Below are 16,997 nucleotides of genomic sequence, written 5' to 3' on the forward strand. Positions count from 1 at the left end.
TTTAAATATAGAAATGTCGCCAAGGCATTAAGTAATCGACTTGTTAAAATAATAACAATTCATATACAACTTTAACTATCTTCAACACTAGCAAGCTTTGTTTTTATCAGATATACCACCTTGGTCTTATACCCCTATTTATCCGTTGACTTAATGGTTCAGGCCCGCCAGATTAGCGGTACAAAACTTCATAGATGTATAAATATGAATAATGAATTAGCAGAAGTTAGCGCTTTTATAGGGAATATACCTCCCTTTGATTTATTGGCTGAAAACCTTTTAGATAAGCTAGTAAAAGAGATTAGCGTCAGCTATGTGCGTGAGAATGAGCATTTAACGCCCGATGATATTGCACACCCTCAATTGTACATATTGCGTAAAGGAGCGCTGCGGTGTGAAGGCATAAACAATGAACTCATAGAAAAATATGCTGAAGGGGATATTTGTGCGGTTTATTGTCAAAAAAACCAAAGCTTAGCTAAAGACATATCCCTTATTACCGATGAAGACAGCCTAATTTACAGCCTAGATTACGCTCCACTTAAAGCACTATTGGTAGACATACCCGAAACGATAGCGTTTTTAGAGCATACCTCAGAACAACGCCTCCATAACAAGAAAACCAAGCTCAATGAAGACGCTATTTTAGCATCTTCCATTAGCAACACGTCAGTTGCAGATTTTTACCATCACTCTATTGCCACTGTATCCCCCAATGTATCTATTCAAGACGCGGCCATAAAGATGACTGACTTAGGCTTTTCTTGCTTAGTGGTAGTGGATGAAAAGGACAGCTATGGACAAGTTACTGACATTAAATTGGGCATCATTACCGACAAAGATATTAGAAGGCGCTGCGTGGCAGTTGGTTTACCCACTACCAACCCCGTTAGCGATATCATGACAAAAGACATTGCTACCATAGATATACAACGCAATGCCTACGACGCATTAATTGCTATGACCAGCAAACATATCCACCACCTACCCGTCACCAAGCTTGGTAAGCTGATTGGTATGGTAAGCGTCACTGATTTAGTCAACAACGAAGAACATAACGCCGTCAACATCACCAGTATTATTCACAAAGCACAGTCTATCGCAGAGCTAGTGACCACCAGTAAACTATTAAATAAATTACAAATTAAACTTACCAAGCTTGGCTCTAATGCTGACCACATAGGTAAAAACATTAGCGCAATTACTATGGCATTTACCATACGCCTAATTGAAATGGCTGAACAAAAATTAGGGCCTGCACCAGTACCCTATGCTTGGTTAGCAGCAGGCTCACAAGCAAGGCAAGAACAGCTCGCCCACTCAGACCAAGACAACGCGCTAATAATATCAGACACCTTGCAACCAAAAGATGATGCTTGGTTTAAGGCGCTGGCCAGTTTTGTAAGTGATGGATTAGCGGAATGCGGCTTTGTGTATTGCCCCGGTGACATCATGGCGACGAATGATACATGGCGGCAACCTCAAAAGGTATGGCAACAATATTTTGACAAATGGGTAGGCACTCCAAGCCCTAAAGCCTTATTAAATAGCAGTGTATTTTTTGACTTAAGTACCATTCATGGAGATGTCACTTTGCTCGAAACGGTTCGCCAAAAGATGCTACAAAAAACTAAAGTTAGTACACTATTTATTGCTCACTTGTCGGCAAATGCCTTAAGGTCCAAGCCCCCTCTTGGTTTTTTCAGAGGCTTTGTACTGATTCAAGATGGCAAGCATAATTCAACTCTCGATTTAAAGCACAGCGGCATTGCGCCAATTGTTGACCTAGCCCGTATTTACGCTTTAAGTGAAGGGATAGCAGCTGTAAATACCATAGAACGTTTACAGCAATGTTCTGGTACCAAATCTTTAACTAAATCAGCTGCTGAAAATCTAATCGATGCCTACGAGTTTTTAACCTCTGTACGTCTTGAGCATCAAGGTAAACTTTTATGTAAGAAACTTCCTGTTAACAACTACATCGATCCTAAAACCATTTCAAAGCTTGAAAGAGAACATTTAAAAGATGCATTTAAAGTTATCAAATCGATGCAAGACTATCGACAGTCCGCGGTTATATAGAGGCACGTATGTTTCTTAATAGTTTATTTGGGTACGAAGCCCGTAGAAAACGTCTTTTAAAGAAAGTACCTACTGGCGCCCTTCATGACTTTTTATCTGTGCCCTTTCCTAATGAAAATACTCCCTTTTCAGAGCTACCTATATTATCTGTTGATTTTGAAACCACAGGCTTAAACGCCCTGAGTGATAAACTACTCAGTGTTGGGTTTGTGAGCATAGACAAACAGAAAATAAAGCTAGGCAGTAGTTACCATCAAATCATTAATACCAAGCAAAATCTTGCTGCTGAGAATGTGATTATCCATCAAATTACAGATCAACAAAAATCCGCAGGTAAATCATTACAAATGGTGGTCGAGACTTTGCTAAAGGCACTAGCTGGTAGGGTTATGTTGGTACATTTTGCACAAATTGAAAAACAATTTTTGAAGCAAGCTTGTATAGAATTGTACGGTGTAGCTCCGCCCTTCATGGTGATAGACACCCTAGCGTTAGCCAAACGTAAACTTGATCAAAGAGACATAGCTTACGATCCACAAGAGTTAAGACTGTCAGCTCTGCGACATAAACATAACTTACCTAATCACTTTGCCCATAACGCTTTGAATGACGCTATAGCCACTGCCGAGCTGCTATTAGCTCAACAAAAAAACGGGGGAAAAAAACTTAAGGAATTGATGTAATAAAACGATGCCAAGGAGCTAAGTCATCAGCGGCCGAGCTGATGAATTAATATTCGTTTTAATTAGAAACGATATTCAAAACCGACACTAGCCTGCTTAAAATCCGTATCAAAGTTTTCATCATCTACATCATCAAACTCTAAACTGGTGTCATAAACACTATACGTTGCATTTAAAACAAAGTTAGAAGTAATATTAACTGCAACACCACCTCCTACGAACACACTCTCGTCGTTAACTGTTCTAGAGTATTCTAGCGCGTTGTAGTCGGTTTCAGACCATAATTGACCAGCCTTAACAAACAACGCAAATGTATCGTTAATTGGCAGAGTACCTTTTATGGCGGCGGTGTAACCATCAACGTCTGCGCGGGCTATATCAGTGCCATAGTCACCAAAATTAATGTAGCTACCTTCTAAAGCAATATATTGATTGAAGCGATACCCAACTATTCCTTCAAAGACATCCTTATCGTCATCAAAGTCATCGTCTCCTTCAACTCTTAGATAACCATAATTACCACCTAAATAAAATCCACTGTCGTTAAGATCCTCATTTGAATTGCTTTGAGCAAAAGAGTTAAAAGACGCCGCAAAAGCAATGGCTGTAAGACTAGATAGAATTTTAGTTTTGTGTTTCATTTAAATTACCTCTTAGAAAATTAAAGTGAAATAAAGCCGCGTTAGCAGCGTTTTATTCACATAACCAAGAGCAAAGCCTATGCCCAAAACGCATTCGAACATTTATCAATCAAAATACACACTAACCCCCTTGCTTTTGAGTATAAATCAATCAAAAGCACACCCATTCAAGAAAAAGTCTAAAAAACTAAACAAACCCAATCGAGACAAGGTTTCACACAAAATGTAATTTTTACATGAGGAGCTAGTTGGAAGAACAAAAACGATGACGTAGGAAGACATGAAAAAGTAACAGGGTCCAATCTATAAATGCTCAGCAGACTCATTCCAATTGAAATTTTCTAAAAACGGGACTCGGCTTAGAAACCAACTAAGCGTTGAGTAAGCAATGTATACAGAAAAAACCGTCCCTATATATGCACCACTCCTAAATCGAGAATGGCGTTTACTATTACCTTTACGAAAAGCCAACACTTAGGCACGAATTCACATAATGATTAAAATAGAAAACAAATGTAACCAAGTCAGCTCCCCCTTTTGAATAAAAAGATGATAGCGATACGAAGAATTGATAGCAGCACAGTGATTAGATGAATATAAATCTCCATATAAACTCGTTATACCTAAGACCTGAGTATACGATTTTTAAAGCGGCTCAACATCGTGTAACAAGCCTAGCCTTATGAATTTTTTATACGCTACCTGGCAAAAACACACTTTGTATTGTGATAGATAATAGTTGCCAAAGTAATTCTTCATGAACTGTAAATAGGTACTAGATATCAAATAATTCAATCATGACATCTTCAATATAATCTCTATATTTAAAGTCAATTAATTCAACATATCCTCACAATTTAGAGTCTAGTGAAACCTTAATCTCTGAATGTATATATCGGAATACCCTAACGCGAAACTTGCCCTGTAGGCGAAGCGCATACCCAGCGAATATTCTTTCCGTGCGGTCAGCATAAAAAAAGGACGCCTAAGCGTCCTCATCTCGTTAATACGAAACCATATAAACAGCTACTCAGCTGGAACTTCAGGCTTCATGTGCGGGAACAAAATCACATCTTTAATGGTTGGGCTGTCGGTAAACAACATTACTAAACGGTCTATACCAATCCCTTCACCTGCTGTAGGCGGTAAACCATACTCTAGAGCACGTATGTAATCTTCATCGAAGTGCATGGCTTCATCGTCACCTGCATCTTTTTCTTCAACTTGTTTACGGAAGCGCGCAGCTTGGTCTTCTGCATCATTAAGCTCTGAGAAACCATTGGCTAATTCACGGCCACCAACAAAGAACTCAAAGCGGTCAGTGATAAACGCATTGTCATCGTTACGACGAGCTAATGGGGAGACTTCCCATGGATACGCAGTAATAAAGGTAGGTTGGTCGAGTTTTTCTTCAGCTGTAGCTTCGAAAATCTCGCACAAATATTTACCTGCTCCCCAAATTCCGTCTACTTCAGGCTCTTTAATGTGCAACTGCTTCGCCATTGCTTTTAGCTCAGGTAAATGATTTTCAGGGTCGTTTATGGCTTCTGCGTTTGCTTCTGGCCAATACTTAAGTACCGCTTCGTTCATCGTTAAACGTGTGAACGGCTGACCAAAGTCATAGTCAACTTCACTCACTATATTGCCTTCGGCATCTTTAGTGGTGTTTTTGATTATGGTTGTGCCTAATACATCTTGTGCCACTTTACGTAGCATTTCTTCGGTAAGGTTCATCAAGTCATGGTAATCGGCATAAGACTGATAAAACTCTAACATGGTGAACTCAGGGTTATGGCGAGTCGACAAACCTTCGTTTCTGAAGTTACGGTTTATTTCGAACACGCGCTCAAAACCACCAACCACTAAACGTTTTAGGTATAGCTCTGGTGCAATACGTAAGTACATATCTATGTCTAACGCGTTGTGATGTGTGGTGAAAGGTTTAGCTGTTGCGCCACCTGGTATAACTTGCAACATAGGCGTTTCAACTTCCATGAAGTTACGCTCAGTTAAAAAGTTACGAATACCGCTTACCACTTTACTGCGGATCATAAAGGTTTCGCGAGTTTGTTCGTTGGTGATTAAATCCACATAACGTTGACGGTACTTGGTTTCTTGATCTGCCAAGCCGTGAAACTTTTCTGGCAGTGGGCGTAAAGATTTAGTTAATAACTGGTAATCAGTCATGTTGACGTATAAGTCACCTTTACCCGATTTATGTAATTCACCTTTAACACCAATAATGTCGCCAATGTCCAAACTACCAAAACGGGCTTTAATATCTTTTTGAGTATCTTTAGAAGCGTAAGATTGAATACGACCAGTCATGTCTTGCAACAACAAGAAAGGACCGCGCTTAGCTAAAATACGCCCTGCAATACTGACTACTTTTCCTAGCTCTTCTAAGGCTGCTTTTTCGTGTTCGCCGAACTCTTTTTGTAGTTCATCGCTGTAAAATTCACGACGAAAGTCGTTAGGGAAACCATTAGATTTGCAGTTTTCTCGTATTTGAGAAAGTTTTGCACGGCGCTCTGCAATCAATTTGTTTTCATCTTGGGTTTGTTCGGTCATCGACTTTCCTGATATCTCTGTAATTTCTAATGTCTTACAATCCAGATTTTAAACTGGCTTGTATAAATTTATCTAAATCACCGTCTAGTACGGCTTGTGTGTTACGGGTTTCTACCCCAGTACGTAAATCTTTAATTCGTGAGTCATCTAATACATAAGAGCGAATTTGACTGCCCCACCCTATGTCAGACTTGCCATCTTCCATAGTTTGTTTTTCTTCATTCTGTTTCAGCATCTCATGCTCATAAAGCTTAGCCTTAAGCTGTTTCATTGCTTGGGCTTTATTTTTGTGTTGAGAACGATCGTTTTGACACTGCACCACTATATTGGTGGGTTCGTGAGTGATACGTACCGCAGAGTCAGTTCTGTTTACGTGTTGCCCACCAGCACCTGATGCTCGGTAAGTATCAATGCGTAAATCAGATGGATCAATTTCAATTTCAATATCGTCATCTACTTCTGGATATGAAAACACAGAGGCAAAAGAAGTATGACGCCTGCTGCCTGAATCAAAGGGAGACTTTCTAACAAGTCGATGTACGCCAGTTTCTGTGCGTAACCAGCCAAAGGCATAATCACCACTAAAGCGTATTGTGGCACTTTTAATACCCGCTACATCCCCATCTGACACTTCAATTAATTCAGTTTTAAAGCCATGAGCTTCACCCCAACGCAGATACATACGTAGTAGCATGTTGGCCCAATCTTGGGCTTCGGTACCACCTGAGCCAGATTGAATGTCAATATACCCGTCGTTTGCATCATTAGGACCAGAGAACATACGTCTGAATTCTAGTACTTCTAGCTTTTTGATTAACTCTGCTAATTCAGACTCTGCTTCATCAAAGGTGTCTTGATCTTCAGCTTCTACAGCTAGCTCAACTAAACCTTCTACATCTTCGGTTCCTTGGTCTAGTACATCAATGGTTTCGACGACTAGCTCTAATGTAACTTTTTCTTTTCCTAACGCCTGAGCGCGTTCGGGCTCATTCCAAACATCAGGGCTTTCTAATTCGCGGTTAACTTCTTCGAGGCGTTCTTTCTTTTGATCATAGTCAAAGGTACCCCCGAAGCGACAAAGCGCGTTCTCTAATATCGGCGATAGCGTTGTTAACTGGGTTTATTTCAAACATAAATTATCGAGATAGTCTCAGTATAAAAGGGCCGCGATTTTAACGGATTTTAGCCACTAATAACAGAGTTCAAAACTAGAATTAGTACAACAACATCAATGTTCATCAGATAATGCTTTAACTTTGTCTTTTTGAGCGTACCAGTGGCACATAAAGTCTCAACAAATTACTTGTTTAATTTCCTTACAACACAGTTCAATGCTCGATATCTCTAACTGTGTATCTTGGCCAACAGTAGGTACACCTGATAACGAGCTTTCTATCCAATCACCAATGCGAAAAGGTAAGAATAAACTGGCTACGAATAAAGATATAAACTTGCTCCATCACAAGCTTTGTCATGTGCCAAAGTTAAAATAGAGTATGAATAATACGGTGTGTCACTTCTAAGGTAGCAGTATTTCAATGCTAGTGATTTGATAACATGTACAAAAAAAGCCGCTTCATAAAGCGGCTTTTTTAGTGTCTATGTCAACAACCTAAAGAATAAGGTTACATTTTTTCCATGGTTTCTATACCTAGTAGGTCCAACCCTGACTGCAACGTTTTAGCCGTTAACTGTGCTAACATTAAACGACTATTTTTAGTGGTCTCGTCTATTCCATCTTTAAGGATGGGACAAGCCTCATAAAAACTCATAAACAAACTAGCTAATTCATAAATATAAGTGCATAGCACATGCGGGGTTGCTTCGACTGAAACCTGTTTAATAGCTTCGACGTATTGCATTAATTTTACAGCTAGTAACTGTTCCTGACTTTCACTTAAAACAATATCAGCTTGTAGATTAATATCATCAGCATGGGCTTTTCTAAAGATACTTTGAACACGTGTATAGGCATATTGTAAGTAAGGGGCCGTATTGCCTTCAAAACTAAGCATGGAATCCCAGTTAAAAATATAATCAGTCGTACGGTTTTTACTTAAATCTGCATACTTAACCGCGCCAATACCGACTTTATCTGCAATGATTATACGTTCATCAGTAGATAAGTCTGACTCGCGCTTGTTGATCAATACTTCTGCACGCTCAATGGCTTCGGTTAATAACTCAGCTAACTTTACAGTGCCGCCTGTGCGGGTTTTGAAGGGTTTACCATCATTACCTAACATCATACCGAAAGGGCAATGCTCGTAACTTTGTTCGGGTTTAATAAACCCAGCTTTACGAGCTACTATCTCTGTTTGCTTAAAATGTAGTGCCTGACGTGCGTCGGTAAATATGAGTGTGCGGTCAGCATTTAGTTTGCCATTACGGTAGCGAATAGCAGCTAAATCGGTCGTAGCATACAAGTAGCCCCCACCAGATTTTTGTACAATATAAACAGCAGGATTGCCTTCTTTGTCTGCCATTTCTTCTAAAAATGCCACTTGTGCACCTTGATCTTCAACGACGATACCTGTGGACTTTAATTCTGCTACCGTTGCAGCAAGATCATCGTTGTAAGCACTTTCACCCATAACATCACCGCGGGTCAAAGAGACATTAAGCTTGTCGTACACTTCTTCACTGTGAGCAATAGATACATCAATAAAGTTTTGCCACAGCTGCATACATTGCTCATCGCCACCTTGTAGCTTAACAACATAGTCTCTTGCTCGATCAGCGAAGTCATCTTCATTATCAAAGCGTACCTTAGCCGCACGATAAAAATCTTCTAAATCGGATAACGCGGTTTCTGCTACTTCGTTGGCAGCAAGCTTGTCATTTAGGTGGGCCAATAACATGCCGAATTGCGTTCCCCAATCTCCCATATGGTTTTGGCGAATCACCTTGTGACCTAAAAACTCTAACGTTTTAGCGACGGCATCACCAATAATAGTGCTGCGTAAATGGCCAACATGCATTTCTTTGGCAAGGTTGGGGGCAGAATAATCTACTACGATACTTTGAGGTTGCTCTGTTTCAATACCCAAGCGCAAATCTGCATTTGCTGCTTGTAACTGCTTAGCTAACCACTGTGGCTTTAGATGAATATTAATAAAGCCAGGTCCTGCAATCTCCAGTTTTTCAACTTCTGCTTCTAAATCAACGGCATCTACAATTTTTTGAGCAATATCTCTTGGGTTTTGTTTTAAAACCTTAGAAAGACCCATTGCACCATTGAACTGATAATGACCAAAACCCACACGGGTACTTCTGCTCAATGGTGCAGCTGTACCTTCTGGAGCACCAATAACGCTGAGTGCAGTTTTAAATTTTTCTAATAAAAAAGTATGTAAATTCATATTTCGCTTTGTCTCAAAAATTTGAAGCCTAGTGCTCTCTAGTCGTGTGGAATTTAATGTCGGGGTACCTTTCTTGGGCCAATGATAAGTTGACTCTGGTGGGGGCGATATAAGTCAAGTTATCACCACCATCTAAGGCTAAATTAGCTTCAGCTTTACGTCTAAACTCATCTAAAGTTCTGGCATCTGGTGCGGTAACCCATTGCGCGGTATATACATTTACATGTTCATACATGGCATCAACGTTATATTCACCTTTTAAACGTGCCACTACCACATCAAACTGCAACACCCCAACTGCACCAACAATAAGATCATTGTTTTGTAGAGGCCTAAATACTTGTACGGCACCTTCTTCAGATAACTGAATAAGCCCTTTTTGCAGTTGCTTTTGTTTAAGAGGATCTCTTAATCTGATTCGTTTAAATAGTTCTGGCGCGAAATTAGGTATACCTGCAAAACGGAATTTTTCACCCGCAGTAAAGGTGTCACCAATTTGAATAGAGCCATGGTTATGTAAACCAATGATATCACCCGCATAGGCTTCTTCGAGTAACTCCCTATCACCGGCTAAAAATGTCAAAGCATCTGAGATACGTACATCTTTACCAATGCGGCTATGGTGCATTTTCATGCCTTTCTCATATTTGCCTGACACAATACGACAAAATGCTATTCTATCTCTATGCTTAGGATCCATGTTGGCTTGTATTTTAAATACAAAACCGCTAAATTTCTTTTCGTTAGATTCGACTTTACGTTCGTTAGTTTCGCGACCTTGTGGCAAAGGCGCCCATTCAATCAAGCCATCTAACATGTGATCTACACCGAAGTTCCCCATTGCGGTTCCAAAAAATACAGGTGTTAACTCTCCCGCTAAAAACTCTTCATGATTAAATTCATGTGAAGCACCTTGAACAAGCTCTAACATTTCTCGCAGTTCTTCGGCATAACTGCCAATGGCTTCATCTAGCTCAGGGTTGTCTAACCCTTTGACAATACGCACATCTTGAATAGTATGGCCCATTCCGGTTTGATACAGAATAGTTTCATCTCTTAATAAATGATAAACACCTTTAAACTCTTTCCCCATTCCGATAGGCCAAGTAATAGGTGAACATTTGATATTAAGTACATTTTCTACTTCGTCTAATAAATCAATAGGGTCGCGAGTATCCCTATCAAGTTTGTTCATAAACGTAATGATTGGCGTATCTCGCAAACGAGTCACGTCCATTAATTTTATAGTACGAGCTTCAACCCCTTTCGCTGCATCAATTACCATCAAGCATGAATCAACTGCCGTTAAGGTACGGTAAGTATCTTCTGAGAAATCCTCATGGCCAGGTGTATCAAGTAAATTAACGAGATGGTCTTGATATGGAAACTGCATTACCGAGGTGGTAACAGAAATTCCACGCTCTTTTTCCATTTCCATCCAGTCAGACTTGGCATGCTGGCCTGATTTTTTACCTTTTACGGTTCCTGCTTTTTGTAACGCATTACCGAACAAAAGAACTTTTTCTGTAATAGTGGTTTTACCAGCATCTGGGTGAGAGATAATCGCGAATGTGCGGCGTTTATCAACTTCTTGTTGAAAGGACATGAAAATACTCTTTGCTAAACGAATGACTAATGATTTTGGCCGCGCATTGTATATGACTTAAGGTAAAAAGTCCTGATTCAAGGGTAACTTTCATAACTTCTAAAAATAATTTCAGCCAACTTTCGAAATAAAGTGGCTAATTTGTTATAACTTTTTAATTTACTCATACTAAAGTTTACTTTATAGTCGCATTGGTAAGTTTTTTGCCAAGCCACTTTTTAGGAAATTTAACGACATGTCCCGTAGAAAAATGTTTAGCGGCGCTCAACTTAAATCTTTGCGAAAAGAAGCAGGGTTCACTCAAGAGGAATTAGCAAGTCGCATTGGCATTAGCCGAGAAACAGTGTCTGCAATTGAGAACGAAAAGCCTGAGACTATGGAAAGTATTGGCGTAAGTGTTATCAGTAAATGGTGGTCTACTTGTCGTCAAACAGCTTCAGAACAAACTCGTGAATCTTTTTTCTCTACCGTTATGGATTATTTCGGCTTTAACTTAAGCTAAACTTCCCTTACTCTAGGCCAATGTTAATACGCGCCTACCTCCCCCAAATAATCACAGCACTCTTCGGAGGGCTTTTTGCCGCGCTTGGAATATTATCCTTTGGCAATGCCTATATTTTTGATCGAGTGTTTTTAGCAGTATTAGTATTTACCGCAATATCATGTAGAGATAATATCAACGTAGTTTCAGTGGTACTTATTTTATTTATTCAGGCAATCATTGATGAAACCCTATGGTTTGTTTTAAAAGACACTTTAACTTTTAAAGTTATGGTCTATATACTCTCCCTAACCGTCTTATATTTCTGCCGCCACGACAAGATTGCACGGCTAATCTTAGCAGTTATCACACTGATGATAGTCACAAATATTTTTTGGTTTCTTACATCTTATGAATCACCAAATACCACTTGGTATGTCTTGTTAATGATATCCAGTTTAGGCGTTCGCTACTTAATATTTTCTAGAGTTAGCTTTGTAGAGCAATACTTCCCCCAGCGGGGTGAATCAATTAACTTAGACTGGGCAATCTATAAGTTAAGTGCCTTATTCATTTTCACTCAGGTTGCCATGTTATTGGAATACTGGGTTAGACATGTTTTTAATTATTCAGAGGTGATAATCGTATATACAGTCTACCCTTATTTCACGCAAACCATCGCTACTTTGATTATTTGGGTTGTTTTTAATGAGAGTTACAAACTTTTACTCCCGAAAATTATGAAGATATAGTTTACCTCTCTACATCTATGTAAAAAATAGACATAATCCTTGAGTGGGAAATAGCCCACCCTTCAAATACTGATGATCAAGGATTAACTATGAAAAATTTCAAATTACTATTTTTGCTTTTAACTGGATTAACATTTACTACTCAAGCTCATATTATCGACAAGTACTCTACAAAAAGTAAAAATAGTACCGAGCAAGAATTACAAAAGTTAGCTATGACAAGCTCTAAGCGCACTCCCCCAGCTCAAATGCTAGCTATGACAAGCTCTAAACGTACTCCCCCAGCTCAAATGCTAGCTATGACAAGCTCTAAACGTACTCCCCCAGCTCAAATGCTGGCGATGACAAGCTCTAAACGTACTCCTCCCGCTCAAATGTTAGCTATGACAAGTTCTAAACGTACTCCCCCAGCTCAAATGCTAGCTATGACAAGCTCTAAGCGTACTCCTCCTGCTGAAGTGTTAGCCATGACAAGCTCTAAGCGTACTCCTCCTGCTCAAATGTTAGTTATGACAAGTTCTAAACGTACTCCTCCTGTTGAAATATTAGCTATGACAAGCTCTAAGCGTACCCCACCAGTTGAAGTGTTAGCTATGACAAGCTCTAAACGTACTCCTCCAATTGTTGATTCTTTAATTACTTACAGCTAAAAGAACATCACCACTAATGGCATAAAGCATATATATTGTATTAAGCTCTATTTCGCCTCTTAAAACGAGGCGAGATTTCTACTCTTTAACTCCAAGAAAACTATTTCTTTATACGAATCATTTACTTACCCCAAAAAGTGCAATTATTTCACCTTGTGGAACCAAATCCACATTTCTTTTTATAAACTTCTAAGCGACAAAGAAAGCAGAGGATAGTGACTTCAAAAATAACTCTGTTGTAGTTTCATAAAAATTGGAGAAATAAGTTATGTATATAAATGGTGCAGATTTAAGAGCAATGCGTCAAGACGCTGGCCTTACAACAGTAAAGATGGCAGAGCTTGCAAAAGTTAAAACTCGTAAAACGTACGAAAATTGGGAAAAAAATATTGGAGCACCTAGCATGAATCAGTTTATTGCTATGTGTGTAGGTTGTAATTATAACTCTTCAAAATTTGTAAAAATGGCAATTGAAGGTGAAGGGCAAGCAGAAAGCTTAAATGTAACAGCGGCTCGTAAGTAATACAAAAAAGGGGGAGGCTCTCCCCTTTTTAACCTACATATAACCCCAGAATAAGAGCATCCTCTTTACCATTAGCCGTTGGATAATAGTTATTCCTTTGCTCTATAAGAACAAAACCTTTTTGTTCATAAAGGTGTTTGGCAACTTCATTAGACTCTCTGACTTCTAACCATAATTGAACAGCGTTTTTACCTTCACATGTATGTATGAAATGCTCTAATAGCTTTTTTCCATACCCCTTTCCCTGGAAGCCTTTGTCAATAACGATATCCATTAAGGTAACTTCATCTAAAACAGACATCCCAATATAATATCCAATCAATTGTTCATTAATAAGTAAGCAATTAGCAAAATAAGGAGGGGTTAAACAGTCATCAAATATTCGTTTAGACCAAGGGCTAAACTGACCTTGCTGGTGTAAGTCAAAACACTCTTGATTAAAATGAGGAGTGACAGAGTTAAAAGTTAGATCCATAGAATTGTGATAAGTGATTAAGAGTTGTCTTTAGTAACTTGGAGTATATTCCAAAGGTGTTTCTTCAAGTTTGCATTATATAATAAATTTAAACTTGGCATTAATAATTGCTTGTTTTTGAAACTTACCTCTTCACCTTTAAGCAAAGCAATAGGATAACCTCTAAATTCACTTTGTTGCCCCGATTCAATATGCTGAACTTTATCAATTGTTATTTCTAGCGCATGCAATATATCGATAAATAAAGGACTAGAAGTTTCATCTTGGCTAAAAGTAGTTAAAACTGCAGTTGTTTCTTTTAATTGAGATGAACTACTTTTTAACTGCTTTAACTTTGCTAATGCATCTACTTTTGAAATCGATGACTTATGCTCAGAGGTTAATGGCTCTAGCTCTTTGGGTTCATTCGAAGTCGGAGCTTCAGTTTTATTAGAAACAGACAGTGCCCAATTTGAGATTTCCATTTCTGTTAAAATCGCATTTTGGTATGGGCTTATGGATGGTTGGCTAGAGCTTGTCATCGTAAAACAATATCATGAATAGAGGTTTGATTGTCACTATATTGACAAGTTTAAGTTGGCAGGAGTGGAGGGATTCGAACCCCCAACCATCGGTTTTGGAGACCGCTGTTCTACCAATTGGAACTACACTCCTGCTGACGGGCTGAATTATACTGACCCAAAGTAAAAGGTAAAGTGATTTTACCCCAAGCTTTATGATCTGGTAATCAACCGCACAATTAATGCACTATTTTAAACTAAACGGTTAATTTTGCAGCCAAGTACCATAGCCGATTGGTAAACTCTACTAGAGGTTTCATTACTTGTACCCGCGATACAACATCAGATACTGGTTGCTCCATAAGTTTGGCATAACACACACACAGAGCTTCCTCAGCGTTATGATTTAGATTATTGATAGCTATACATGATGCTAAATCAAAATAAGGAGATGAATTTGCGCAATACTCCCAATCAAAAATTGTTATCGGTTCATGGCAGGTAACGTGAGACAAAGCCAAATCATTGTGACAAAACACTAGCCCTTTAGCACATTCCTGATACCAGGTTTTTGTATAAGTATCTAATGGGTATAAATCATTTTCAGAGATATTAGAGCCCAAAAAATCAATGTAATGCTGCCACTGCTTTGGCAAATCTAAGGTTGGAGCTTCGATCGTGGTTTTGTGTATTCTGACTAAAGCAGAAGCAAGCTGTGAAATAATCACATTCAGTGGTAACTTTGAGTCCTCTAGTGTTTGGTTTCTTGACCAGCTATCAATTTGAAAGTAATTACATTTCGATATGTAAATTGGCCTTACCGATAAATTACGACCGTAAAGCTGCTTCTGAATATCAAACAAGACTCGCCTATCTAGAACAGCGACCTCATCGGACTCAAAGGTTTTAATAAAATAACATTGGCCTGCAGTTTCTAGTCTATAACTGTTGTTCAATGCACCTGCATTTAAAGGAGTGAGGTTAAAGTCAGGATGAATAAAAGATATCCCCCTCAACTCTTGCTCCATCCTGCCTCGTAAATCTTTCATGTGGCGACTTTGTTATCTTCAACTACTGAAGGCTGAATACGCCATTGAATGAATCCATAAATAGCAAACCCAGCATAAAACAGGTATAAAACCCCTGTCAAAGACAAGCCTTTGGCAAAATACAGATAAGCACCAAACACGTTAATGACGATCCAATATAACCAGTTTTCTCTGACTTTATGGGTGACTAGAAAAGTAGTAAATACACTAAAAACAGTAACAAAAGCGTCCAAATATAAATAGTCTGCATCTAATACAGAGCTAGCAAAATAACTTAAAGCCCATGCAGTAAAGGATAGTAAAACAATACTACTAAGGTGATAGGGCCATGGCCAAACTTTAACAGCAAGCGCTTCACTATAACTACTATTCCATTTACGCCAACCATACACCGCCATTATCAAATAGTAGGCATTCAAAACTGTATGAAACGGTAAAGATACACTCCAGAAAAGCCAAGTATAAATAGCCGTACTTATTAAGGCACTGGGCCAACACCAAATATTTTGTTTAGCAGCAAAGTACACATAGGCCAGCGCAAGTATGACTGCAATCCATTCCAGCCAAGAGGTACTCTGAAACTGAACTAAAAAACTTTCAATCACACCTCTGCGCTCATTTTATCACCGTTTAGAAACTTACAAACGAAGATAGCTTGCCCGACCTCTTTGTGACTTCGTTGCATTTCTTCAGCTAACAATTGCATTGTAGGCAAATACTCACCACTGACTATTGTACTAGTTGCACTGGTACTCACTTTTAAGTCTTCATAACGATTTAAACGATCAATAAACTCTTGAATGGGTGCGATATACTGTTCGTTTAAAGGGTACATAGATAACTCAGCGACTAATTTCATCTTAACTCCAGATAGAAAAGCCGAGCTAACATTGAGCTCGGCTATTAAAGACTATTTAATATTGATACTTAAAGTTTACGCCTACACGACGTGGCTCACCAAACTGCTCCCAAACATGGGGCAAGTATTCGTCACGGGGATCGTTAGGAAAATAAAACCCGCGATTAGCGTACTCTACGTCAAACAAATTGCGGGCATATAAACTTACCTGCCATTTAGCCGCCTGATAATCCAAGCTGGTATGTACAAGGAATATACTGTCTGATTTATTATCATGGCTAAACGAGTAATAAAAATCGTCTTTGGCATCAAATTCAATCAACCAATTTACACTATCTGAAAGCTGCCAATTTACACCGGCATTAATGTGATAAGTAGGGGCATGAGCTTGATCACGTCCATCAATATTAGACCCATCTTGACGAGTAATATTACTGATTTCAGTTTTTAAGTAACCAATATTCGCAAAGGTATTTAGACTCTCAGACAACATATAGTGAAGGCTTGCTTCAATACCATAGTTTTTACCATCGGTAGAATTCTCATAAAAATCAACAAAGGACTGGCCGTTAACTATAGAGTTTTTATATTGCACATCATCACGTTTTTGATAAAAGGTGCTGAAATCTAACGTCAAAGTGCCATCTTGGTTAGCACCTTTTATTCCGAATTCAATTCCAATAAGAGATTCAGCATCAAAAATGGCATTATCAAGAATCGTTTGTCTAAATTCAGCAACATCTTCATCATCTACTTTACTAAG

Annotated in this window: 16 protein-coding genes and 1 tRNA gene; 5 read left to right on the forward strand and 12 right to left on the reverse strand. The window is 38.8% G+C overall.

What is annotated here, in order from left to right; all coding sequences use genetic code 11:
- The first annotated feature begins 204 nt into the window (after positions 1-204).
- Together ABJE44_RS11785 and ABJE44_RS11790 are read left to right on the forward strand one after the other, a co-directional pair.
- The gene (locus tag ABJE44_RS11785; RefSeq protein ID WP_348111530.1) at positions 205-2,082 is read left to right on the forward strand and encodes a putative nucleotidyltransferase substrate binding domain-containing protein; all 1,878 of its coding nucleotides are present in this window, start codon (positions 205-207) and stop codon (positions 2,080-2,082) included.
- A gap of 8 nt (positions 2,083-2,090) precedes the next feature.
- The gene (locus ABJE44_RS11790; RefSeq protein ID WP_348111531.1) at positions 2,091-2,765 is read left to right on the forward strand and encodes an exonuclease domain-containing protein; all 675 of its coding nucleotides are present in this window, start codon (positions 2,091-2,093) and stop codon (positions 2,763-2,765) included.
- 62 nt (positions 2,766-2,827) lie between these two features.
- Here the strand turns inward: ABJE44_RS11790 and ABJE44_RS11795 are convergent, their stop codons facing one another.
- From ABJE44_RS11795 to prfC, 5 genes are all read right to left on the reverse strand, one after another.
- Positions 2,828-3,406, reverse strand: coding sequence for a porin family protein (locus ABJE44_RS11795; RefSeq protein ID WP_348111532.1), 579 nt, complete (start codon positions 3,404-3,406; stop codon positions 2,828-2,830).
- Positions 3,407-4,432: 1,026 nt separating this feature from the next.
- On the reverse strand, positions 4,433-5,977 hold the full coding sequence (gene lysS, locus ABJE44_RS11800; protein WP_348111533.1) for a lysine--tRNA ligase: 1,545 nt from the start codon (positions 5,975-5,977) through the stop codon (positions 4,433-4,435).
- 34 nt (positions 5,978-6,011) lie between these two features.
- A protein-coding gene (gene prfB, locus ABJE44_RS11805; RefSeq protein ID WP_348111534.1) for a peptide chain release factor 2 occupies positions 6,012-7,110 on the reverse strand; the annotation gives its coding sequence in 2 pieces (ribosomal slippage) (positions 6,012-7,034 and positions 7,036-7,110; 1,098 coding nt in all).
- Positions 7,111-7,602: 492 nt separating this feature from the next.
- A complete protein-coding gene (argS, locus tag ABJE44_RS11810) occupies positions 7,603-9,339 on the reverse strand; it encodes an arginine--tRNA ligase (RefSeq protein ID WP_348111535.1) in 1,737 nt (578 codons plus the stop codon).
- Positions 9,340-9,367: 28 nt separating this feature from the next.
- Positions 9,368-10,945 carry a peptide chain release factor 3 gene (prfC, locus tag ABJE44_RS11815; RefSeq protein ID WP_348111536.1) on the reverse strand — a complete coding sequence of 526 codons (1,578 nt, stop codon included), beginning with the start codon at positions 10,943-10,945 and terminating at the stop codon, positions 9,368-9,370.
- 235 nt (positions 10,946-11,180) lie between these two features.
- On the opposite strand from prfC, the gene ABJE44_RS11820 reads away from it, so the two are divergent.
- The 3 genes from ABJE44_RS11820 to ABJE44_RS11830 all read left to right on the forward strand — a co-directional run bounded on the left by ABJE44_RS11820 (position 11,181) and on the right by ABJE44_RS11830 (position 13,351).
- Positions 11,181-11,447, forward strand: a complete 267-nt coding sequence (locus ABJE44_RS11820; protein ID WP_133469311.1) for a helix-turn-helix transcriptional regulator — start codon at positions 11,181-11,183, stop codon at positions 11,445-11,447.
- A gap of 820 nt (positions 11,448-12,267) precedes the next feature.
- The gene (locus ABJE44_RS11825; RefSeq protein WP_348111538.1) at positions 12,268-12,828 is read left to right on the forward strand and encodes a hypothetical protein; all 561 of its coding nucleotides are present in this window, start codon (positions 12,268-12,270) and stop codon (positions 12,826-12,828) included.
- Positions 12,829-13,096: 268 nt separating this feature from the next.
- Positions 13,097-13,351, forward strand: a complete 255-nt coding sequence (locus ABJE44_RS11830; protein ID WP_348111539.1) for a helix-turn-helix transcriptional regulator — start codon at positions 13,097-13,099, stop codon at positions 13,349-13,351.
- Between the two features lie 28 nt (positions 13,352-13,379).
- On the opposite strand, the gene rimI is transcribed toward ABJE44_RS11830, so the two are convergent.
- The 7 genes from rimI to ABJE44_RS11865 all read right to left on the reverse strand — a co-directional run.
- Complete coding sequence (gene rimI, locus ABJE44_RS11835) at positions 13,380-13,826, reverse strand: ribosomal protein S18-alanine N-acetyltransferase (protein WP_348111540.1); 447 nt, start codon at positions 13,824-13,826, stop codon at positions 13,380-13,382.
- A gap of 17 nt (positions 13,827-13,843) precedes the next feature.
- Positions 13,844-14,290 carry a DNA polymerase III subunit psi gene (locus ABJE44_RS11840; protein ID WP_348111541.1) on the reverse strand — a complete coding sequence of 149 codons (447 nt, stop codon included), beginning with the start codon at positions 14,288-14,290 and terminating at the stop codon, positions 13,844-13,846.
- Between the two features lie 113 nt (positions 14,291-14,403).
- Positions 14,404-14,480: transfer RNA gene (locus ABJE44_RS11845), tRNA-Trp, on the reverse strand.
- Between the two features lie 103 nt (positions 14,481-14,583).
- Positions 14,584-15,375, reverse strand: a complete 792-nt coding sequence (locus ABJE44_RS11850; RefSeq protein ID WP_348111542.1) for a phosphotransferase — start codon at positions 15,373-15,375, stop codon at positions 14,584-14,586.
- Complete coding sequence (gene pnuC, locus ABJE44_RS11855; protein ID WP_348111957.1) at positions 15,372-15,977, reverse strand: nicotinamide riboside transporter PnuC; 606 nt, start codon at positions 15,975-15,977, stop codon at positions 15,372-15,374. Before pnuC ends, ABJE44_RS11850 begins: the two co-directional genes overlap by 4 nt.
- A complete protein-coding gene (locus ABJE44_RS11860) occupies positions 15,977-16,234 on the reverse strand; it encodes a hypothetical protein (protein ID WP_348111543.1) in 258 nt (85 codons plus the stop codon). The genes pnuC and ABJE44_RS11860 overlap by 1 nt, the downstream gene beginning before the upstream one ends.
- A gap of 55 nt (positions 16,235-16,289) precedes the next feature.
- Positions 16,290-16,997, reverse strand: a 708-nt coding sequence (locus ABJE44_RS11865) for an outer membrane beta-barrel protein (protein WP_348120775.1), incomplete at its 5' end; no start/stop codon positions are given.

The sequence above is a fragment of the Paraglaciecola sp. genome, assembly GCF_039942875.1.
Classification (GTDB): domain Bacteria; phylum Pseudomonadota; class Gammaproteobacteria; order Enterobacterales; family Alteromonadaceae; genus Paraglaciecola.